Annotated in this window: 19 protein-coding genes; 7 read left to right on the forward strand and 12 right to left on the reverse strand. The window is 69.2% G+C overall.

Annotated features, from left to right (window positions below; genetic code table 11):
• Window positions 1-27: 27 nt before the first annotated feature.
• Window positions 28-294, forward strand: coding sequence for a type II toxin-antitoxin system RelE family toxin (locus HF203_RS05560; protein ID WP_168667456.1), 267 nt, complete (start codon window positions 28-30; stop codon window positions 292-294).
• A gap of 264 nt (window positions 295-558) precedes the next feature.
• On the opposite strand, the gene HF203_RS05565 is transcribed toward HF203_RS05560, so the two are convergent.
• The 11 genes from HF203_RS05565 to HF203_RS05615 form a co-directional block, all read right to left on the reverse strand.
• The gene (locus HF203_RS05565; RefSeq protein WP_168667458.1) at window positions 559-1,140 is read right to left on the reverse strand and encodes an isochorismatase family protein; all 582 of its coding nucleotides are present in this window, start codon (window positions 1,138-1,140) and stop codon (window positions 559-561) included.
• A gap of 154 nt (window positions 1,141-1,294) precedes the next feature.
• Window positions 1,295-1,960 carry a protein-L-isoaspartate O-methyltransferase family protein gene (locus HF203_RS05570; protein WP_343043884.1) on the reverse strand — a complete coding sequence of 222 codons (666 nt, stop codon included), beginning with the start codon at window positions 1,958-1,960 and terminating at the stop codon, window positions 1,295-1,297.
• An 89-nt stretch (window positions 1,961-2,049) separates the two neighbouring features.
• The gene (locus HF203_RS05575) at window positions 2,050-3,750 is read right to left on the reverse strand and encodes a cation:proton antiporter domain-containing protein (protein ID WP_168667460.1); all 1,701 of its coding nucleotides are present in this window, start codon (window positions 3,748-3,750) and stop codon (window positions 2,050-2,052) included.
• Window positions 3,751-3,856: 106 nt separating this feature from the next.
• A complete protein-coding gene (locus tag HF203_RS05580; RefSeq protein ID WP_168667462.1) occupies window positions 3,857-4,249 on the reverse strand; it encodes a hypothetical protein in 393 nt (130 codons plus the stop codon).
• Between the two features lie 78 nt (window positions 4,250-4,327).
• Complete coding sequence (locus HF203_RS05585) at window positions 4,328-4,630, reverse strand: DUF3240 family protein (protein WP_168667464.1); 303 nt, start codon at window positions 4,628-4,630, stop codon at window positions 4,328-4,330.
• A complete protein-coding gene (locus tag HF203_RS05590) occupies window positions 4,627-7,728 on the reverse strand; it encodes an efflux RND transporter permease subunit (protein ID WP_168667466.1) in 3,102 nt (1,033 codons plus the stop codon). The genes HF203_RS05585 and HF203_RS05590 overlap by 4 nt, the downstream gene beginning before the upstream one ends.
• A complete protein-coding gene (locus tag HF203_RS05595) occupies window positions 7,728-8,813 on the reverse strand; it encodes an efflux RND transporter periplasmic adaptor subunit (RefSeq protein WP_168667468.1) in 1,086 nt (361 codons plus the stop codon). The genes HF203_RS05590 and HF203_RS05595 overlap by 1 nt, the downstream gene beginning before the upstream one ends.
• Entirely contained in the window at window positions 8,810-10,036 is a 1,227-nt protein-coding gene (locus HF203_RS05600; protein WP_168667470.1) for a TolC family protein, read from the reverse strand. Before HF203_RS05600 ends, HF203_RS05595 begins: the two co-directional genes overlap by 4 nt.
• 28 nt (window positions 10,037-10,064) lie before the next feature.
• Window positions 10,065-11,423, reverse strand: a complete 1,359-nt coding sequence (locus tag HF203_RS05605) for a sensor histidine kinase (RefSeq protein WP_168667472.1) — start codon at window positions 11,421-11,423, stop codon at window positions 10,065-10,067.
• A complete protein-coding gene (locus tag HF203_RS05610; protein WP_168667475.1) occupies window positions 11,420-12,082 on the reverse strand; it encodes a response regulator transcription factor in 663 nt (220 codons plus the stop codon). The genes HF203_RS05605 and HF203_RS05610 overlap by 4 nt, the downstream gene beginning before the upstream one ends.
• Window positions 12,079-12,384: a PepSY domain-containing protein gene (locus HF203_RS05615; RefSeq protein WP_168667477.1), complete on the reverse strand. Its 306-nt coding sequence runs from the start codon at window positions 12,382-12,384 to the stop codon at window positions 12,079-12,081. Before HF203_RS05615 ends, HF203_RS05610 begins: the two co-directional genes overlap by 4 nt.
• Window positions 12,385-12,529: 145 nt before the next feature.
• Here HF203_RS05615 and HF203_RS05620 point away from each other — a divergent pair, with 145 nt between their 5' ends.
• Window positions 12,530-13,942 carry an NAD(P)H-binding protein gene (locus HF203_RS05620; protein ID WP_168667479.1) on the forward strand — a complete coding sequence of 471 codons (1,413 nt, stop codon included), beginning with the start codon at window positions 12,530-12,532 and terminating at the stop codon, window positions 13,940-13,942.
• A gap of 32 nt (window positions 13,943-13,974) precedes the next feature.
• Complete coding sequence (locus HF203_RS05625; RefSeq protein ID WP_168667481.1) at window positions 13,975-14,382, forward strand: response regulator; 408 nt, start codon at window positions 13,975-13,977, stop codon at window positions 14,380-14,382.
• Window positions 14,383-14,393: 11 nt separating this feature from the next.
• On the opposite strand, the gene HF203_RS05630 is transcribed toward HF203_RS05625, so the two are convergent.
• Window positions 14,394-15,752: an ABC1 kinase family protein gene (locus HF203_RS05630; RefSeq protein WP_168667483.1), complete on the reverse strand. Its 1,359-nt coding sequence runs from the start codon at window positions 15,750-15,752 to the stop codon at window positions 14,394-14,396.
• A gap of 231 nt (window positions 15,753-15,983) precedes the next feature.
• Between HF203_RS05630 and HF203_RS05635 the strand changes: the two genes are divergently transcribed.
• The 4 genes from HF203_RS05635 to HF203_RS05650 all read left to right on the forward strand — a co-directional run bounded on the left by HF203_RS05635 (window position 15,984) and on the right by HF203_RS05650 (window position 20,264).
• Window positions 15,984-17,840: a DEAD/DEAH box helicase gene (locus tag HF203_RS05635; RefSeq protein ID WP_168667485.1), complete on the forward strand. Its 1,857-nt coding sequence runs from the start codon at window positions 15,984-15,986 to the stop codon at window positions 17,838-17,840.
• A 25-nt stretch (window positions 17,841-17,865) separates the two neighbouring features.
• On the forward strand, window positions 17,866-18,270 hold the full coding sequence (locus tag HF203_RS05640; RefSeq protein ID WP_425483201.1) for a DUF423 domain-containing protein: 405 nt from the start codon (window positions 17,866-17,868) through the stop codon (window positions 18,268-18,270).
• A 3-nt stretch (window positions 18,271-18,273) separates the two neighbouring features.
• Window positions 18,274-19,005, forward strand: coding sequence for a 16S rRNA (uracil(1498)-N(3))-methyltransferase (locus HF203_RS05645; RefSeq protein ID WP_168667487.1), 732 nt, complete (start codon window positions 18,274-18,276; stop codon window positions 19,003-19,005).
• Between the two features lie 257 nt (window positions 19,006-19,262).
• Window positions 19,263-20,264 (forward strand): ligand-gated ion channel, encoded by a 1,002-nt coding sequence (locus HF203_RS05650; RefSeq protein WP_168667489.1) that lies wholly within the window; start codon window positions 19,263-19,265, stop codon window positions 20,262-20,264.
• Window positions 20,265-20,280: the final 16 nt, after the last annotated feature.

A 20,280-nucleotide genomic window follows, 5' to 3' on the forward strand; every position in this document is an offset into this window, starting at 1 on the left:
ACGGCCTGGACGACGTGGAGCGCGACCTTGGCCTGGCGGATTGAACTCACGGATGAAGCGGCCAAGCAGCTCAAGAAGATCGGTCATGCGGATGCCAAGCGCATCCGCGACGACCTGCGTAGCCGTCTCCAGCCCCTCGAAGATCCGCGTCAGCTCGGCAAATCACTGACCGGGCAGCTTGGCGAGCTGTGGCGATACCGGGTCGGTGACTACCGCCTCATCGCCAGCATCGAGGATGATGAGATCCTTATTCTTGTCGTGCGAATTGGCCACCGTCGCAAGGTGTACCGGTAGCGGCAGGGTTATCGCATCAAGGCATCAGTAAACCCTGTTGGATAACGTCCTCATCGGTCAGCGACACTCAGGCACCCTGATGTCTGCGGCCGGGGGGCGTCGCCCAAGTCCGACACGCCTCACCCTGGTCCGGCATCTCACTATCCTCGACCCTTGAGGCTGTCCGATTGATCGTCGGTATCTGTTGCGCTGCGACAGTCCAGGGCAGAGTCCGGACGCAAGCCACCGATGGTTGATGGCTTGCGTCTGTTCCTATCCCCCGCCCTACTCCTTGAACAACGACCAGACGGCACGGAATTGTTCGTCGGACGAGTCGCCTAGCCATTCGAAGCCGACCGATTCGGTGCACACCACCTGGATGCCGCAGTGGCGCATGCGTTCGAGCACGTTCTGCTTGTAGGCGGGGTGGCGCGAGATGATGCCGTCGGCGGGCACGAACACCTGATAGCCCCAGCGCTGCAGCCCGGAGACGGTCTGCACGATACAGATGTGCGCCTCCATGCCCACCACCACCAGTTGGCGCCGCTCCGGCGAGGCGGAGATGTTGCGCTCGAAGCCGGGGGCGGTGCAGCAGGAGAAGGCGGTCTTCTCGGTCGGTTCGGCCGCCTCGGGCAGCGCCTCGCGGATCGGTGCGATGATCGGCCCGAGTCCGCGCGAGTTGTGCTGGGTGGCGATCACCGGGATGTCGAGCGTCTTGGCGGCGCTGATCAGCCGCTGGATATTGGTGGTGACGCCCTCGAGTTCGTCGCCCGGCATCGCCGCGGCAAGCCGCTCCTGGGCGTCGATGATCAGGAGCTGGGAGAGGTCACGCTGACACAGTGGCATCTGCGCCCGATGGATGCTCATCTCGTCCGTCCTCCGTACCGCTTGGTGGAATGCTGATCGAGGGCCGTCTGCATGGACGGCGATCACGAAGTGTGCACTCTATGGCCGTGCGCTGTCCAAGGTTTTACGGCGGGGAGGCGGCACGGCGGACGCCCGTGGGGCGTCCGCCGTGGGGTCAGAAGACGAAGCGCGGGCGTTTCGGGGCGTTACGCAGGGCCCCGGCGATGGTCTCGAACAGTGCCTCGTGCTGGTAGTCCTGGCCACCGTTGCGGGTGATCAGCACCGCTTCCATCACCGGCGCCTCGCCGAGGATGGCGCACAGTCGGCCACCGAGCGCGAGCTGTGTTTGCAGGGGGGCCAGTGCCTCGTCGCTCGGCAGGGAGCCGTTGAGCAGGATGGCGTCGAAGGGGCCGCCGGCGATGGTGCCGGCGAGTCCATCGGCGGTACGGATCTCGACGCGTTCGGTGCCGAGTTCGGCGAGGCGCGCGCGGGCGCTCTCGGCCTGATCGGGGTCGATCTCCAGGCTGATCACCTGGGCGCCGAGCGCGGCCAGGCAGGCGGTGGCGTAGCCACTGCCGGTGCCGATCTCGAGTACGCGCTCGTCGGGTTGGATCGCCAGCGCCTGGAGCATGCGCCCGGTCACCCGAGGCGGCAGCATGCGGCCACCGCTGGCCAGCGGCACCTCGATATCGGCGTAGGCCAGCCCCTGGTAGCCGTCCGGCACGAAGCGCTCGCGCTGGATCTCGGCCATCACTCCCAGCACCCGCTCGTCCAGGACACTCCAGGGGCGGATCTGTTGCTGGATCATGTTGAAGCGCGCAAGCGCGTTAGGGCTCTCCACGGCACGAGGACCTCGCTGAATGAATGATTGGCTAGACCCTACAAATTAACGTCTGGCCCGGACGAGGGCAAATGAGCGCCGTGTACGTCTCATTCGGCCATCGGTGCATAGCCCTGGCTGCGCACGCCCTGGAGTAGCTCGTCGACGTCGTCGGTGGGGATGCCGAGCATCTGTAGCGCCTCGGCGCCGAGGCGCAGGCTGCTCTCGATGGCCTCGGGATAGGCGTGGGTGGCGCCGGCGCGGATCAGGTTGCCGCAGGCCTCGAGGTCACGGGCACGGGCGATCACCGGGACGTGCGGATGGGCAGTGCGGATGTGCGAGACGGCGCGCAGCGCCGAGGGACCGTGGTCGATGGTGAGGATCACCAGCGCGGCCCGGTCGACCTGGGCGGCGGTGAGCAGCTCGATGTTGCCGATGTCGCCATAGAACACCGGGCGCTGGTCGCGCTCGCCGCGCTCGACGTGCACGGGGTTGGTGTCGAAGCAGATGAAGGGGATCTGGTTGGCCTCGAGCATGGTGGCGATGGTGTGACCGACCCGGCCGTAGCCCGCAATCACCACCCGTCCCTGGGGGGCGACCCCGGTGGCGGCATAGTCGAAGCTCGCCTGACCCGGCGCGCGCCGCTCGGCGCGGCGCGCCAGTACATCGCCGAGGCGCACCAGCAGCGGGGTGATCAGCATCCCCACCGAGATCACGCTGACGGCGACGGCGAAGGTGGTGTCGTCGATCACCCCTAGCGCCTTGGCCGCGCCGAAGAGCACGAAACCGAACTCGCCGCTCTGCGCCAACATGAAGGCCACCCGGGTGGCCACGCCGCGCGGTAGCCCGAAGGCCAGTGCGATCAGGAACAGCACCAGCAGCTTGATGACGACGATCACCACCACGTGTTGGGCGAGCAGCAAGGGCTGGGCGGCGATCGTTGGTAGGTCGATCGACATCCCCACGGCGACGAAGAACAGGCTCATCAGCAGCCCCTTGAAGGGCTCGATGTGGGCCTGGATCTGGAAGCTGAAGCGCGAGGTCGATAGCAGCATTCCCATCAGAAAGGCGCCGAGGGCCATCGACAGCCCGGCCTCGTGCATCGCCCCGGCGGCGAGGAAGACGGCGAGCATCACCACCAGGGCGAAGGCCTCGCGGTTGCCCTGGCGCAGCAGGCGCGCCAGCGCGAAGGGCACCACGTAGCGACCGAAGACGACGATCAGCCCGACCATGCCGAGGATGATCAACAGCTGTTCGCCGAAGGGTACCGAGGAGGACAGGGTGCCGCGATCGGAGAGCAGCGGCACGATCGCCAGCAGCGGTACCACCGCCAGGTCCTGCATCAGCAGCACCGCGAAGGCGGTGGTGCCGTGACGGGTGGCGATGTCGCCGCGTTCGTGCAGCAGTTGCATCACCAGTGCGGTGGAGGAGAGCGCGAGGGTCAGGCCGATCAGCAGGCTGGCCTGCCAGGATGGGATGTAGAAGGCGGTATAGACGGCGATCACCAGGCCGCTGACGATGATCTGGGCGGTGCCCAGCCCGAAGACCTCGCGCCGCAGTGACCACAACCGCTTGGGCTTCATCTCCAGACCGATCAGGAACAACAGCAGTACCACGCCGAGTTCGGTGAAGTGACGCACGTCCTCGACATGGTTGGTGACATAGGGGCCGGGCGAGTGCGGTCCGACCACGATCCCGGCTACCAGCAGGCCGAGGATCGAGCCCAGTCCCAGGTGCTTGAACAGGGTGACGGTGATTGCCGCCACGCTGAGCAGCACGATCGCGGAGATGACGAAGCTGTTGAGTTCCATGGCAGAACTTTATCAAGATCCGCCGCGCCAGGGTTAACGCTGCGTGCGTGTCGCAGCGCCGCCGGCGTCCACCCCCGGTCAGGGCGCCGGCGGGGTCGGGGCACGATCAGCCCAGCGGCGCGGTGACGGGCAGGTGGATCACCCGCACGCTGCCGCCGCGTGGGGGAACCACGTCGAGGTGGGTGTTGAAGTGCGCCGAGAGCGCCTGGCGGTTGCGTCGCATCGGCGAGACGTCACGCTCGGCCAGCACCTGCCCGGCGGCGTCGAGCACCTGGACGCGGACCTCGCCGGGGATGGCGCCGCGGTGCGGGATGCGCTGGGCGACGGAGCCATGGACACGGATGCCGCTGGCCTCGGTCTCGGCCTGGACCAGGCCGAAGGCGACCCGTGTCGAGTCGACGGTGTCGACCTGCGGGTGCTCGACGGCCAGTGCCAGGGTGGAGCTGGCGAGCAGGGCGATGCCGAGCAGTCGGGCGAGATGATGATGTGGATGTTGCATGTGGCTTGACCTCCTGGTGTGGCTTGTGATGACGGTCGACGACCGTCGGGTATGGGCCGTGACGACCCGGTTGATGGTCTACAGACGCCCGTACTCGAGCACCGGCACCAGCCAATGGTGGATGCCGCTGCCGCCGAAGTCGGCGTGTAGCGCCACCAGCAGCTCACGCGCGGCCTCGGGGGGGAGATGAATGAGGTACATCACCCGCTTGCTACGCCCGGCGACCTGTTCGGCGAGCGAGAGCGAGTGCTCGGAGGCGCCGTGCCCGGCCGCCGGCACGCTGGTGAAGCCCGGCACCTCGGGGCGTTCGAGCAGCCACTCGGCGAGGGCCTCGGCCGCCGCCGGGGGGACGATCAGATAGAGCAAGGTGTGGTCTCTCATGGGTTGGACCTCTTCTCGATGGCGCTGTTTGGTGCCGCCGGTGCGCCGAAGCGGCGATAGAGGATCGGCAGCAGGATCAACGTCAGCGCGGTGGCCGAGACCAGGCCGCCGACCACCACGATCGCCAGCGGGCGCTGGATCTCGGAGCCGGGTCCGGTGGCGAACAGCAGTGGCACCAGCCCGAAGGCGGCGATGCTGGCGGTCATCAACACCGGTCGCAGCCGGCGTTGGGCGCCTTCCACCACCACCTGTTCGAGCGGGTGGCCGAGGTGACGCAGCTGGTTGAAGTAGGTGACCATCACCACGCCGTTGAGCACCGCGATGCCGAGCAGGGCGATGAAACCGACCGAGGCCGGCACCGACAGGTACTCACCGGTGAGCGCCAGTGCGAACACCCCGCCGATCAGCGCGAAGGGCACGTTGGAGAGCACCAGTAGCGCCTGTCGCACCGAACCGAAGGTGGAGAACAGCACCAGGAAGATCAGCCCCAGCGCCACCGGCACCACCAGCGCCAGGCGCGCGGCGGCGCGTTGCTGGTTCTCGAACTCGCCGCCCCACTCCAGCCAGTAGCCATCGGGCAGGTCGACGCGCTCGGCGACCGCGGCCCTGGCCTCCTCGACGAAGCCGACCAGGTCGCGCCCGCTGACGTTGGCGATGGCCACCGCGAGCTGGTTGCCGCGTTCGCGCGAGATCGCCACCGGTCCCTCGACGCGTTCCAGGTGCACCAGGTTGGTCAGCGGCACGGCCCGTCCGTCGGGTAGGCTGACCTGTAGTGCGGCCAGTCGGGTCGGCGCGGTGCGCGCACTCTCCGGGCCGCGGATCATCAACGGCAACCGCCTGGCGTCGCGGTAGATGGTGCCGACGCGCAGCCCCTCGATCTGGGCGCGCAGCAGGGTCGCCAGGGTGTCGGCGTCGATGCCGAGTCGCCCGGCCTCGAGCCGATCGATCTCCAGGTTGAGGTATTGCGCGCCCTCGTTGCGCGGGGTGTAGACGTCCTCGGCACCGGGCAGCGATTCGAGTACGCCGACCACGGCCTCGGCGGTGGCATTGAGCCCGTCCTGATCGGTGCCGAAGATCTTCACCGCGAGGTCGCCGCGCACGCCGGTGAGCATCTCCGAGACACGCATCTCGATCGGCTGGGTGAAGGCGTAGCTGAGGCCGGGGAAGCCGTCGAGCACCGCGCGGATGGCATCGACCAGGGCCTCCTTGGTGGCGAAGCGCCACGTCTCGCGTGGCGCCAGCACCAGGAAGCTGTCGGTCTGGTTGAGTCCCATGGGGTCGAGCCCGAGTTCGTCGGAACCGGTGCGGGCGACGATCGCCCGCACCTCGGGGACCTGGTCGAGGATGGCACGCTGTACCCGCTGGTCGATGGCGATCGACTCGTCGAGGGTGATCGAGGGCAGCTTCTCGAGCTGCACGATCAGGTCGCCCTCGTCGAGCGTCGGCATGAACGACTTGCCGACCTGGGTGTAGACCGCCCCGGCGGCGAGCAGCAGCGCCAGCGCCGCGCCCACCACCACCCGGGCGTGACCCAACGCCCAGTCGAGCAGCGGGCCATAGAGTCGGGCGAGCTGGCGCGGCAGCCAGGGGTCGCGATGGGCACCGGCGCCGAGCAGGTAGGAGGAGAGCACCGGGATGACGGTCAGCGCCAGCAGCAGCGAGCTGGCGAGCGCGAAGACGATGGTCAGTGCCACCGGCACGAACAGCTTGCCCTCGAGCCCCTGCAGGGTGAGCAGCGGCAGGAACACGATGATGATGATGAGGATGCCCGAGGCGACCGGCACCGAGACCTCGCGCACCGCGCGATAGATCAGGTGCAGTCGCGGCAGTCGGCCACCGCCGCCGCCACGAGCGAGCTGGGTGACCACGTTCTCGACCACCACCACCGCGGCGTCGACCAGCATGCCGATGGCGATCGCCAGGCCGCCGAGCGACATCAGGTTGGCCGAGAGCCCGAACTGACGCATCAGGATGAAGGTGCCGAGCGCGGCCAGCGGCAGCACCAGGGCGACGGTGAGCGCCGCGCGCAGGTCGCCGAGGAACAGCACCAGCAGCACCACCACCAGTATCGTGGCCTCGATCAGCGCCTTGGAGACGGTGTGCACCGCGCGCCCGACGAGCTTGCCGCGATCGTAGAAGACCTCGATCCGCACCCCCTCGGGCAACCCCGGGGCAAGGGCATCGAGCTTGGCCTGGACGCCCTCGATCAGGGTGCGCGCGTTGGCCCCGCGCAGCCCCAGCACCAGTCCCTCGACGGTCTCGCCGGCGCCGTTGCGCGTGACCGCGCCATAGCGGGTGAGCGCCGAACGGCGGACCTCGGCGACATCGGCCATCCGCACCGGCTCGCGGGCGTCGGCGACCACCACCACGGCGGCGAGGTCGGCGAGGGTCTGGATCGCGCCCTCGCTGCGTACCAGCAGGGTCTCCTCGCCCTCGTCGAGCCGTCCGGCGCCGTCGTTACGGTTGTTGCGTTCGAGCGCCGCGCGCAGGTCGGCGAGCTGGATGCCACGAGCGGCCATGCGGGCGTTGTCGGGGACCACCTCGAAGGTGGTGACATAGCCGCCGAGGGCGTTGACCTCGGCCACCCCGGGCACCGAGCGCAGCGCCGGGCGGATGGTCCAGTCGAGCAGGTCGCGCCGCTCGGCGAGCGACAGGTCGCCGCCCTCGATGCTGAACATGAACATCTCGCCCAGCGGCGTGGTCATCGGCGCGATGCCGCCGGAGAGCCCGTCGGGGAGGTCGTCCCAGACGCCGTTGAGGCGTTCGGCGACCTGCTGGCGCGCCCAGTAGATATCGGTGCCCTCGGCGAAGTCGATGGTGATGTCGGTGAGCCCGTACTTGGCCACCGAGCGCAGCATGGTCTGGTCGGGGATGCCGAGCAGTTCCACCTCGATACGGCTGGTGATGCGCTCGGCGACCTCCTCGGGGGTCATCCCCGGGGCCTTGACGATGATCTTGACCTGGGTGGTCGAGACGTCGGGGAAGGCGTCGATCGGGGTCTGCTGGAAGGCCTGCCAGCCGCCGCCGATCAACGCCAGCATCGCCAGCAGCATCAGCAGTCGCTGGGTGAGCGCGAACTGGATCAGGCGCGCGAGCATCACTCGCCTCCCTGCCAGGCGGCCTTGATCGCGATCACACCGGTCGTGGCGACGCGGTCGTCGGCGGCGAGCGCGCCGCCGACAACCACCTGGTCGTCGGTGGCCCCGAGCAGCCTCACCGGTAGCGGGGCGAAGCCGCCGTCGCGGGCGACGAACACCAGCGTGGAGTCACCGTCACGCACTAGCGCCGTGGCCGGCAGTCGCCAGCCGGCGCCGGTGGCGCGGGAGAGCTGGACCTCGATGAACTGTCCCGGGCGCAGCTCGGTGCCGGGGTCGCTGATCGCGGCGCGGATCAGCACACCCTGGTCGAGTTCGTGGACCTGGCGGCCGACGGTGGTGACCACCGCCTCGCGCGCCAGTGCCGGTAGGTGCACGCGGCTGCCGGCAGCGATGCCGTCGAGTTCGTCGAGCGGCACGTGGATCTCCAACCACAAGGGGTCGAGTTGGCCGATGCGATAGAGCGGGGTGGCCTGGGCCACCGACTCACCGGTCTCGACCAGCTGTTCGAGCACCACCCCGTCGATCGGGGCGCGCACGCTGAGGGTGCTGGTGAGGGTGTGGTCGCGGTCGAGTTCGGCGAGTTCGCTCTCGGCAAAGCCGGCGAGCCGCAGCAACTGGCGCTGCTGCTCGACCTGGGTGGCGAGTTCGCGCTGGGTGGCCTCGCGCTCGCGCAGCCGCCGCTCGGCGATCACCCCCTCGCGATGGAGCTGGCGGTCGCGGGCGAGTTCGCCCTCGGCCAGCTCCAGACGGATCAGCGCCTCGAGATACTGACGTTGGATGTCGACCAGCGCGGGGCTGCGCAGCTCGGCGAGCAGGTCGCCGGCGGCGACTCGATCGCCCTCGGCCACGGCCAGGCGCTCGAGCACGCCGCCCTGGCGCGCGGCGACCACCCGCAGTTGCGGGTTGGGAACGATGACCTCGGCCGGATAGCGGCGCCCGAGGCTGTGCTCGACCGCCTCGGGGGCGACCAGCTCGATCCCGAAGGCGGCCTGCGCCGCCGCGTCGAGGGCGATCGGCGCGGCGGCCTGGACCAGCACCGGGAGCAGCAACAGGGGTGCCAGGACATGGCGGAAGAAGCGATTCATTGGGGGATGACTCCGAGTGCCTGATTGAGTCGGGCCTGGGCGCGCCCCAGCTCCAGTCGGCGCAGTGCCAGGTCGAGGCTGGCGACGCGGGCGCTGGCCTGGGTGCGCAGCAGATCGGTGAGGTCGCGCTCGCCGAGGTCGAAGGCGCGTCGTCCCAGCTGCAGCGCCTGCTGGGCGAGGGCGTGGCGCCGTTCGGCGACGGTGAGCGCGGTGGCCGCGCCCTCGCGGGCGAGCTGGGCGGCGATCAGGGTGCGCTCGGCGGCGAGTCGGGCACGCTGCAGGTCGGTGGCGCGTTCGGTATAACCGCGCTCGGCGCGGGCCAGGGCCGGGGCCGACTGGCTGGCGAGCCCGAAGGGCAGACTGATCTCCAGCTGCAATGAGTCGGCGGTGTCGGCGCCGCGGACCTCGCGGGCGCGCTTGCCGCCGACGCTGAGCACCGGGTTGCCGCGTCGCTCGCGCTGGGCCTGTTCGCGCTCGGCGCGGGCCAGTGCCAGGGCGCTGTCGGCGTCCTCGAGCAGCGGGTGGTCGGTGGGCAGTGCGTCGGTGCTGGCGGGTGTCTCGCGCAGCGGTTCGGGCAGCGTCTGCAGGCCGGTGAGTTGGCGATAGTCGGCGAGTGCGCGATCGTGTTCGAGCTGCGCGTCGCGCCGCTCGGCCTCGCGCTCGAGCGTCTGCTGGCGGGCGACCAGCAGATCGACGCGCGCCAGCTCGCCGGCGCGAACCCGCTTGTCGATCGCCGCTTCCAGGGCGCGGGCGTCGCTCAGCGCCTGCTCGGTCTGACGCAGTCGCCCGGCGGCGATCGCCGCCGCCCAGCTCTTCTCGCGTACCTCGCCGGCGATCTCCCAGCGCAGCCGCCGATCGAGGCTGCCGGCCTGACCGCCGACGGCGGCGGCGACCTGGCGTCGTGCGTCGCGCTGGCCGGGTAGCCACAGCGGCATGTCGACCATGGTCTCGACCTCGTAGGCGCCGGCGTCCTCGGTGGCGCGATCGCTGAGATAGCTCAGGCGCAGCGCGGGATCGGCGGCGAAGGGGCTGGCGGCCTGACGGGCGAGGGCGTCGCGCTCGCCAGCGATGGCCTGGGGCCGGGCCAGCTCGCCGCTGCGTTCGAGCGCCGCGCCGACTGCCTCACCGAGGGTCCCGGCGGCGGCCGGGGCGGCGGTGAGGGCGAGCAGCAGCGCCAGCGGCAGCGCGCCGAGGGTGGTGGGGATGGGGTGTCTTTTGTCCATGAGGCCATCTTGAACCCCGGAGCTGAAATCAAGCTGAACGCATGGCGCGATCGCTGGTGGCGTGTTCGAGCGCGAGTCGGGCCTCGGCGCGCAGGCCGCCGAGCGGGGCATGCGCGAGTGTCAGTTGGCCACCGTAGCCCTCGACGATCTCGCGCACGATCGCTAGCCCCAGGCCGTGACCGCTGACCTGCTCGTCGAGCCGCAACCCGCGCTCGGTGAGTGTGGCCAGCGCTGGTTCGGCGCAACCGGGGCCGTCGTCGTCGACGCGGATCAGCAGCTCCCCGTCGCCGACCGAGAGCGTCGCCCGAACCTCGCCCTCGGCCCACTTGCAGGCGTTGTCGAGGAGGTTGCCGAGGAGTTCGAGCATGTCCTCGCGATCGACCGCGAGCGGTCCTCGGACCGTGCTGTCGAACGCGATGTGGAGCTGCTTGGGGGCGTGCATGCGTTCGAGCAGCCGCGCCAGCACCGGCAGTTCCTCCTCGGGTTCGAAGTACAGCGCCGCGCCGCCGGCACCGGCGAGCCGGGCCCGCTTGAGCTGGCGCTCGGCGATCTGATGCAGTCGTTCGACCTGATCGAGCAGCCCCTGGCGCTGCTCGTCGTCGAGCGCCAGGGTCGCGTCGGCGAGTTGTTGGCGCAGCAGGGTCAGCGGTCCCTTGAGGGCGTGGGCGAGGTTGCCGGCGGCGGTGCGCGAGCGTTCGAGACGCTGGCCGAAGCGCTCGAGCAGCCGGTTGAATTTGCGCACCAGCGGCAGGATCTCGGGTGGGACCTGTTCGGTGAGGGTGCCGGTGCGGCCCTGTCCGAGTCGTTCGATGTCGCGATAGAGCGGGCGCAGGCTGGTGAAGGCGCGCTGTACGATCAATCGCTGCAGGATCAGGCTCAGCGCCAACCCGCACACCGCGAGCAACGCGAACAGGCGCTCGAAGAAATCGAGTTCGGTGTCGAAGTCGCTGACGTCCTCGGCGATGGTGAGGGTGAGCAGGCGCTCGCCGAGCTGGTAGCCGCCGGCCCAGACCAGCAGCGGTTGTTGATCGGGACCGGTGGTGCGCCAGGCGCGGGACTCGCCAGCGAGCAGCGCGACCGTCTCCAGGTCCTCGTCCCACAGCGAGCGTGAGCGCAGTCGGTTGCCCTGGTCGTCCTCGACGACAAAGTAGTGGCCCGAGAGCGGCTGGTTGTAGACCGGGGTGAGATGGCGCGCGGCGACGTGCAGGTGGCCGTGACCGCTGCGCAGCGAACCGAGCAGGCCCTCGGCATCGTGCTCCAGACGCGAGTAAATGAAGGTCTCGGAGCTGTGGTGGAGGGCGAGATGGCCGATCCACCAGGCGCTGCCGATCACCACCGTCAGTGCCAGTGCCAGCCCCAGGTGCAGTCGGGTCTCGAGCGAGATCATCGGCGCTTGAGGCGGTAGCCCTGGCCACGCAGGGTCTCGATGCGATCGCGACCGATCTTCTCGCGCAGCCGGCGGATGTAGACCTCGATGAGGTTGCTGCTGGGTTCGGCGTCGAGGTCGTAGACGTGCTCCATCAGCTGGGTCTTGGAGAGGATGCGTTCGGGGTTGCGCAGCAGATAGCGCAGCAGCCGGAATTCGGTGCCGGTGAGCGGGTGTGCCCGACCGTCCTCGAGTACCACCTGCTGACCATCCTCGTCGAGACTGAGTCCGTCGACGGCGAGGGTGCGTCCGGCAGCCGGGGCGGCGCGCCGGGTCAGGGCGTTGAGCCGGGCGAGCAGTTCCTCAACGTGAAAGGGCTTGCCGAGATAGTCGTCGGCGCCGGCCTTGAGCCCGTCGACACGCTCGTGCCAGGCGTCGCGCGCGGTCAGTACCAGCACCGGCAGGTCGCGCCCCTGCGCGCGCCAGTGACGCAACACCTCGAGCCCGGGGCGGCGTGGCAGCCCGAGATCGAGGACGACGACGTCATAGGGTTCGGTGTCGCCGAGCTGCTCGCCGCCGATGCCGTCGGCGGCGTGATCGACGGCGAACCCGGCAGCCTTGAGCGCCGGTAGCAGCGCCGCGACCTGGGCCAGGTCATCCTCCACCAATAACAGTCTCATGGCTCGACCTCGTGGTGCAGCGGGTGGGCGGTGGTGGCATCGAGTTCGAGTTCGTGGATCCGGCCAGTGGCATCGAGGATCTTGATCTCGTAGCGATATCCACCATGTCGATGTTCGAGTTCGGCCTCGATCAACTGCCCGGGGCGCAGTCGGGTGGCGTGCTCGAGCAACTGCTCCATCGGCAGGATCTGGCCGTGCTCGCGCAGTCGCCGTACCTCGTCGTGATCGAGGTCGTCGTCTGCTGGCGCGCTGAGGGCCAGCATCAGCAGGCCGAACGCGAGCAGGGGGGCTGTGATCTTCATGCAAGGATTCCGTTGCGGCTCCCGGCGCGGGCTTGGTTCGTGCCGTTCGATGCCGCAGGAGTGTAAACGAGGTTGCTGAACCGAGACTGAATGCGGTGCGGTGGGCTGGGGTTGGGTACGGGATCGATGGGATCGAGGGGGTTGGATGAGTGAACAGGGACGAGGACGGGTGGCGGTCGCCGGTGCGAGCGGCTTCATCGGTACCGCGGTGTGTCGCGCGCTGGTCGCGCGCTACGAGGTGGTCGCACTGACCCGCTCGCCGGCGCGGGCGCGGCTCGCCGCGTCCGCGCCACACCTCCACTGGCGGCGTTGCGATCTGTTCGATGTCGATGCGGTGAGCGCTGGGCTGCGGGGCTGTGACTACGCCGTCTATCTGGTGCACTCCAACGCGCCCTCGTCGCGGCTGACCCAGGCCGCGGCGCGCGACATGGATCTGATCCTTGCCGATAACTTCGCCCGCGCCGCAGCCGCCTGCGGGGTGCGTCAGATCGTCTTCGTCAGTGCGCTGATCCCGGAGGGCTTCGAGATCGCCCCCCTGTTGTGGAACCGGCGCGAGGTGGAGCTGACGCTCGCCGCCCACGGCACCCCGGTGAGCGCGCTGCGCGCCGGGCTGGTGGTGGGGCCGGGCGGCTCCGGGCTCGGGCTGCTGGTCGACCTGGTGCGACGCCTGCCGCTGCTGGCGCTGCCGCCGGAGGCGCGCGCGCCGACCCGACCGATCGCCCTCGACGACCTGGTCCGCGCCATCCTGCTGTGTCTGGAGCGCCCTACCGACTATCGCGGGGTATTCGATCTCGGCGGTCCCGAGTGGTTGAGCTATACCGAGATGGTGAGCCAGTGCGCCGAGGTGATGGGGGTGCGCCGTTGGGTGTTGACCCTGCCGTGGCTGCCCCTGGGGTTGGTGTCCTGGGTGGCGCGGCGCGTCTCCGGGGCCGGCGCGGCGCTGGTCGGGCCGGTGGTCGAGAGCCTGCCGCAACGGATCAGGCTGCGTGACAATCCGCTGCAGCGCGCGATCGCCCCCGAGGCCCTGGCGTTCCGACGGGCGTTGGTGCAGTCGCTCACCGCCGATGGTCGACACCTGTTGCCGAGTCCACGCCAGCCGATCCAGGGCGAGGACCGGGCGCAGCTACGCGAGGCCAGCCGGGTGCGCTCGATCCAGCGCATCATCCTGCCGCCGGGGCAGGATGCGGCCTGGGTGGCGGGTAATTATTTCTCGTGGCTGGGACGCTGCTGCTGGCCGCTGGTGAGTAGTCGCGCCTGTGACGATGGTGGCTGGGAGGTGGGGTTGCGGCTGCCGCGGGTGGTGCTGTTGCGGTTGCGCCTGGGGGCGGCGAGTACGGCACAGCGGCGGGTCTATCACATCGTCGGCGGGCTGCTGGCTCGCCGCGAAGGGGGGGGGCGGTTCGAGTTCCATACCCTGCTCGAGGGGCGTTACACCATGGCCGCGATCCACGATTACGCCCCGGCGTTGCCCTGGTACCTCTATCTCTGGACCCAGGCGGTGATCCACCTGGGGGTGATGCGTCGCTACCAGGGCCGCTTGGCGCGGCTGGCGCGTTGAATCGACGATGACCGTGCAAGGAGTGCAGCATCATGGGGCCACAATCCTTTCCTCCACTACAGGGCCTACGCGTGCTGGTCGCCGAGGACAATGTGATCACGTTGTGCGTGCTCCAGGAGATCCTCGAGGGCGAGGGGGCGCTGGTGACCGGGGTGGGCGACGGCGAGCAGGCGCTCTTCGCGCTGACCTCCGACGGCGACTATCAGCTGGTACTCACCGATCTGCGGATGCCGGTGCTCGATGGTCTGGGGTTGGCGCGTTGTTGTCGCGATCGTCTGCCCGGGATCCCGGTGGTGGGGCTGACGGTCGCGCGTCTGCCCGAGACCTGCGCTCAGGCCGACGAGGTCGGCATGGTCGAGCTGTTGGAGAAGCCGCCGGACATCGATGCGCTGGTGGCGGCGGTGCTGCGCCACGCCCGCTGGCCGGGCGCGGACGACTGAATCCGTCGCGCTCAGGCTGCGGCGGCCGCAGGTGCCGGCGGTCGGACCACGTCCTCGACCATGGCGGTGAGGTCGACCCGCGCGCGCAGTCGGCGCGAGAGCATGAACGAGCCCATGAACTTGCGGTGCAGGAACATCGTCTCCGGCGCTGGTGCGGTGCTGAAGGCGCCGGAGTGGAACAGCTCGCGTCCCTGGCGGTAGACCCGTTCGAACAGGTCGGAGGTGCCGAAGTCGTAGTGTGCGTCGGTGCGCAGCGGTTCGGCGGCGAGTTGGAGCAGGTCGAGCATGGTGTCGATGTGCTCGATCGGGTCGTCGGCACCCATGTAGCCGAGCGCGATCGAGGCCTCGCGCATGCCGTCGCGATCGCCGTCGACGGTGGCCAGGGCCAGCTGCCGGAAGGCGGCGACGTGCTCGGGGGCGACGCCGTGGGTGGCACCGAAGTCGAGCAGGGCGATGCGACCACTGTCGGCGTCGTAGAGATAGTTGCCGAAGTTGGGGTCGGTCTGGACCAGGCCGAACTCGAACAGCTCGCGCAGGGTCAGGCGCATCAGCGCGGTGGCGGCGCGGTCACGCGCGGCACGACGATGGTCGGCGCCGGCGAGGCGGTCGACGGGGACGCCGTCGACGAAGTCCATCGCCAGCACGTTGCGGGTGGTGAGGTCGCGATGTACCGCCGGGACCAAGAAGTCGGGGTCGTCGCCGATGCGCGCGCGGTAGCGCTCCAGGGCCTCGGCCTCGGCGTCGTAGTCGGCCTCGCGGTGGAGCTGGCGTCGGGCCTCCTCGAGGAAGGGCTTGATGTCGATGCCCTTGGGGGCCATGCCGAAGGTCTGGCCGAGCAGGGCGAGGTTGTCGATGTCGCTGTCGATGCTGTCGCGCACCCCAGGGAACTGGATCTTCAGCGCCAGGCGGCGGCCGTCGCGGGTCTCGGCACGGTGCACCTGACCGATCGAGGCGGCGGCGATGGGCTTGAACTCGAAGCGGCGAAAGCGCTTGTCCCAGTCCGCCCCGTATTCGCGTTCGAGTACCTGGCTGAGCTGGCTCATCGGCATCGGTTCGGCGCGCTCGCGCAGCGTGCTCATGATCTCGGCGGCCTCGGGGGTGAAGATGTCCGAGCCCTCCATCGACATCAGCTGACCCATCTTCATCACCGCGCCGCGCATCCGCGCCAGCCGTTCGGTGAAGCGGCGGGTGTGCTCGGGTGAGAGCTGGATGCGCGCCGGCTCGCCGCTGCTGCGGCTGCGCGCCAGCTCGTACATCCCCTTGACGCCGACACCGGCGGCCAGATCGGTGGTGGCGCGCCCGAGGTGCCAGAGACGACTGAGACGGCGGCTGGGGACGGCGGTCCCCGGCGACTTGGTGGATCGAGTCATGGTGAATTCCTTATCGAAATATTAAGGTTTAACCCAATGTAGGCATGGTCAGGGGTGGCGACAAGGCAAAATCGCAACCCCTGTGACAGGGGTTGCGTCGTCTGACAAGGGGAAAATTGCTTGCAGTGGCGCACACATCGTTCAATAATAAACAGTTTCCTCGCGATCTCCGGCAGGCCATCCCGGCCTTCTTTGCAAGCGCGCCTTCTCTCTCCCCTTCGAGGCCCCACCATGGATACCCCTGACACGAGCACCGGTTTCGCCGATCTCGGTCTCGCCCCCGCCGTCGCCCAGGCCGTCGCCGATCTCGGCTACGAGACTCCCACCCCGGTCCAGACCCAGTGCATTCCTCACCTGATCGAGGGTCGCGACCTGCTCGGCCAGGCCCAGACCGGTACCGGCAAGACCGCGGCCTTCGCCCTGCCGCTGTTGAGCCGCCTCGATCTCGAGGCCGGGGGGCCGCAGATCCTGGTGCTGGCACCGACCCGCGAGCTGGCGCTGCAGGTCGCCGAGGCCTTTCAGGAATACGCTGCACACCTGCCCGGCTTCCTGATGCTGCCGATCTATGGTGGCCAGAGCTACGGGCTGCAGATCAGCCAGCTCAAGCGTCGGCCGCAGGTGATCGTCGGTACCCCAGGGCGGGTGATGGATCACATCCGCCGCGGCACCCTGTCGCTCGACGGGATCCGCGCCCTGGTGCTCGACGAGGCCGACGAGATGCTCAATATGGGCTTCGCCGAGGACATCGACTGGATCTTCGACCAGGCGCCCGCCGAGCGTCAGGTGGCACTGTTCTCGGCGACCATGCCGCGTGCCATCCGGCATGTCGCCGAGAAGCGCTTGCGAGACCCGGTGCTGGTGCAGGTGGCGGCCGACTCCGAGACGGTCGACACCATCGATCAGCACCACTGTGTGGTCACCCGCTTCCACAAGCTCGACGTGCTCACCCGTATCCTCGAGATCGAGGAGTTCGATGGCATGGTGATCTTCGTGCGTACCAAGCACGGCACCACCGAACTGGCAGACAAGCTCAAGGCCCATGGGTTCGCCGCCGAGGCACTCAACGGTGACATGAACCAGGAGATGCGCGAGCGCACCATCGACCGGCTCAAGCAGGGCCAGCTCGATATCCTGGTCGCCACCGACGTGGCCGCGCGCGGGCTCGACGTCGAGCGCATCAGCCACGTCATCAACTTCGATATCCCCACCGACCCCTCGGCCTATGTCCACCGCATCGGTCGGACCGGTCGCGCCGGGCGGACCGGCCGCGCGCTGCTGCTGGTCGAACCGCGTGAACGCGGGCTGCTGCGCGCCATCGAGCGCACCATCCGCCGCAGCGTGCCGGCGATGGAGCCGCCCTCGGCGGCCGATCTCAGCGAGTCGCGGATCGACCGCTTCACCGCCGAGATCAAGGAAGCGCTCGGTCAGGACCTCGATTTCTTCTACCGCCTGCTGTCGCGGCTCAACACCGAGCTGGAGGTCGAGATGCACGACCTCGCCGCGGCGCTGGCCTATCTCAATCAGCGCGAGCGTCCGCTGGAGATCCAAGAGGAGCTGCCGCGGCCGCGACCGCAGCGTGAGCGCCACGAGCGAGGAGCCCGTCACGAGCGCGGTGACCGTGCCGAGCGCCGCCCACGGCGCGAGCGCGACCACGACGGTGGGCGTCCGGCCCAGGGCGATCTCGAGCACTATCGCATCGAGGTCGGTCACCAGCACGGTGCCACCCCGCGCGAGATCGTCGGCGCCATCGCCAACGAGGCCGGGCTGGAGGGGCGTTTCATCGGTCGCATCGACATCCAGGACGATCACTCCGTGGTCGATCTGCCCAAGGGCATGCCGCGTGAGGTCTTCCAGCACCTCAAGCGCGTCTATGTGCGTGGTCAGGCGCTGCGCATCTCGGCGCTCGATCAGGGCGATGGCGACCCGCGTCGCGGTGGCGCTGCACCGGTGCGCGAGGGGCGTCCGGGTAAGCCGCGTCCCGGTAAGTTCGTGCCCGGGCGCCAGCGCAGCGATCGCCCGCGGGTGCGTCGTGGTGCGCCTGGTGAGAAGGAGTGGCGGCCGCGCTCGGGGCGTAAGCCGCGCGATTGAGGTCGGTGGATAACGAGGGGGATCGATGATGCATCCGGCACGACCCTGGCTGGTCGTCGGCGCGCTCTGCGGGCTGGCGAGCGTGGCGCTCGGCGCCTTCGGCGCGCACGGACTCGACGGTCGAGTCGAGCCGCCCATGCTGGCCAATTGGCACACCGCTGCCGACTATCTCGCCACCCATGCGCTGGCGATCCTGGTCTGTGGCGCACTGCTGGTGGCACGCCCGCGCGCCGCTGGCATCGCTCTCGCCGCCTGGCTGTTCCTCGCCGGTATCGCCCTGTTCAGCGGCAGTCTGTTCGCGCTGGTGCTCAGTGGGGTGCGGGCGCTGGGCATGGTCACCCCGATCGGCGGCATGCTACTGCTCGGCGGCTGGTTGGCCCTGGCCTTCGCCGGCTGGCGTCTGGCCGGTGGGCGTGATCACGGGGGCTGAACCGTGCGCATCCCCCGCGTCCATGCCGACCAGCCACTGTCCGCCGGCGCCGATTGCACCCTGCCCAGCGGTCCCGCGCGTCATCTGGCGCAGGTGCTGCGTCTCGGCCCCGGGGCCGAGGTGGTGCTCTTCGACGGCAGCGGTCACGACTTCCCCGCCACCATCACTCACAGCGGGCGCGACGGCGTGGAGGTGCGTCTCGGCGCGCCCGGCCCTGTCGAGCCCGCGCCCCGGCTCGAGATCCATCTCGCGCTCGGCGTCTCCAAGGGCGAACGCATGGACTTCGCCCTGCAGAAGGCCGTGGAGTTGGGCGTCACCCGCATCACCCCGCTGTGCACCGAGCGCAGCGTGGTACGTCTCGACGGGGCGCGGCTGGCGCGTCGTCTCGATCACTGGCGCGGGGTGGTCGTCAGCGCCTGCGAGCAGAGCGGGCGCCGCCGTCTGCCCCGGCTCGACGACCTGCAGGCGCTGCCCGACTGGCTCGCTGCCGGCTGGCCCGGCGGTCTCATCCTTGATCCTCGCGCCGAGCGCGCGCTCACCGCGCTCGCCCCACCCGAGACTGGCGTCACCCTGCTGATCGGCCCCGAGGGCGGTCTGAGCGAGCGCGAGATCGCCCAGGCCCGCGCCCAGGGCTTCAGCGGCGTGCGTCTCGGCCCCCGCATCCTCCGCACCGAGACAGCCCCCCTGGCCGCCATCGCGCTGATCCAGGGGCTGTGGGGCGACCTCGGGGACTGATCCCAGGCGTCGGCCGTTAGCGGCCAGCCGGATTGAACCGCAAAGACGCGAAGCGCGCAAAGAAGACGATCGGCTTCCAATAGCCGGCCTCCAGTGGGCATTGCATTCGGCCGTACTGGTCGCTGCAACCCTATCAACTGTGTTTGCTTGGCGTTCTTCGCGTCTTTGCGGTCCAACCACCTTGGTGGTTCTTCTTGTGTACGCTCCTGGCGAGTCGCTATCCTCCAGGTTGACTCCCGCCGCCCGAGGTCGTGCCGATGCATCGCCTGTTGCTGCTGCTGTGTCTGCTGTCGCTGTCGGGGTGGGCCATGGCCGGGGAGGGGGCCGGCGGGCCGACCGTGGTGCGCATCGGGGTGACGCTGGACCAGATCGTCGGGATCGACCAGAAGGCCGAGAACTTCTCCGCCGTCTACACCCTGCGGGTACGGTATCGCGAGCCGGCGCTGGCCTATGAGCCGACGCCCGGGGCGCCGCCGTTTCGCATGCTGACCTTTGCCAAGGCGATGGAGAGGTTACAGGCGCAGGGGGTAGTGTGGCCGGGGATGTTCCCGGCCAATCAGCAGGGACGACATGATCTGAGCCGCCAGGGGATACGCCTCTACCCCGACGGCGAGGTGCACTACATCGAGCGCGCGACGGCGGTGTTCCAGGCGCCGGACTTCGATTTCCGTGACTTCCCCTTCGACACCCAGTCGTTCTACATCCGGGTGGAGTCGCTGCTGCCCGAGTCGCTGTTCGTCTTCGAAGCACTGCCCGAGTACATCGGGATCGGTGACCAGCTCGGCGAGGAGGAGTGGGTGGTGTTCAGCTCGACGGCGGTGGTCGACACCGTCACCGGCGCCGACGGGCTCGGTTATTCGCGCTTCTCGCTCGGCTTCCAGGCCAACCGTCATCTGCTCTATTACGTGGTGCGCATCTTCGTGCCGATGCTGATCATCCTGGTGGTGTCCTGGAGCACCTTTCGGCTCAAGGACTACATGAAGCGCATCGACATCGGCATCACCGTGTTGTTGCTGCTGATCGCCTTCAACTTCACCCTGGGCAACGACCTGCCGAGGCTGGGTTACCTCACCGCAGTCGATGCCTTCATCGCCGGCACCTTCGTCATCACCGGAGCGGTGATCCTGGTCAACGTGCAGTTGCGGATCTGGCAGCACCAGCAGCGCGAGCGCGAGGCCGAGCGGCTCGATCGGCTCGCCCGCATCGGCTACTGGCCGGCCTATCTGGTGGGGATGTCGACGGCCCTGCTGCTACTCTGAGCGGGGCGAGCGACGG

It is taken from the genome of Marichromatium bheemlicum (assembly GCF_012276755.1).
In the GTDB taxonomy this organism is placed as follows: Bacteria; Pseudomonadota; Gammaproteobacteria; order Chromatiales; family Chromatiaceae; genus Marichromatium; species Marichromatium bheemlicum.

Coding starts and splice junctions, on each gene's coding strand:
- HF203_RS05610 (WP_168667475.1), bottom strand. CDS start 12,082: ATGAGACTGTTATTGGTGGAGGATGACCTGGCCCAGGTCGCGGCGCTG.
- HF203_RS05580 (WP_168667462.1), bottom strand. CDS start 4,249: ATGCAACATCCACATCATCATCTCGCCCGACTGCTCGGCATCGCCCTG.
- HF203_RS05625 (WP_168667481.1), top strand. CDS start 13,975: ATGGGGCCACAATCCTTTCCTCCACTACAGGGCCTACGCGTGCTGGTC.
- HF203_RS05650 (WP_168667489.1), top strand. CDS start 19,263: ATGCATCGCCTGTTGCTGCTGCTGTGTCTGCTGTCGCTGTCGGGGTGG.
- HF203_RS05585 (WP_168667464.1), bottom strand. CDS start 4,630: ATGAGAGACCACACCTTGCTCTATCTGATCGTCCCCCCGGCGGCGGCC.
- HF203_RS05635 (WP_168667485.1), top strand. CDS start 15,984: ATGGATACCCCTGACACGAGCACCGGTTTCGCCGATCTCGGTCTCGCC.
- HF203_RS05615 (WP_168667477.1), bottom strand. CDS start 12,384: ATGAAGATCACAGCCCCCCTGCTCGCGTTCGGCCTGCTGATGCTGGCC.
- HF203_RS05590 (WP_168667466.1), bottom strand. CDS start 7,728: ATGCTCGCGCGCCTGATCCAGTTCGCGCTCACCCAGCGACTGCTGATG.
- HF203_RS05600 (WP_168667470.1), bottom strand. CDS start 10,036: ATGGACAAAAGACACCCCATCCCCACCACCCTCGGCGCGCTGCCGCTG.
- HF203_RS05595 (WP_168667468.1), bottom strand. CDS start 8,813: ATGAATCGCTTCTTCCGCCATGTCCTGGCACCCCTGTTGCTGCTCCCG.
- HF203_RS05565 (WP_168667458.1), bottom strand. CDS start 1,140: ATGAGCATCCATCGGGCGCAGATGCCACTGTGTCAGCGTGACCTCTCC.
- HF203_RS05575 (WP_168667460.1), bottom strand. CDS start 3,750: ATGGAACTCAACAGCTTCGTCATCTCCGCGATCGTGCTGCTCAGCGTG.
- HF203_RS05640 (WP_425483201.1), top strand. CDS start 17,866: ATGATGCATCCGGCACGACCCTGGCTGGTCGTCGGCGCGCTCTGCGGG.
- HF203_RS05630 (WP_168667483.1), bottom strand. CDS start 15,752: ATGACTCGATCCACCAAGTCGCCGGGGACCGCCGTCCCCAGCCGCCGT.
- HF203_RS05605 (WP_168667472.1), bottom strand. CDS start 11,423: ATGATCTCGCTCGAGACCCGACTGCACCTGGGGCTGGCACTGGCACTG.
- HF203_RS05620 (WP_168667479.1), top strand. CDS start 12,530: ATGAGTGAACAGGGACGAGGACGGGTGGCGGTCGCCGGTGCGAGCGGC.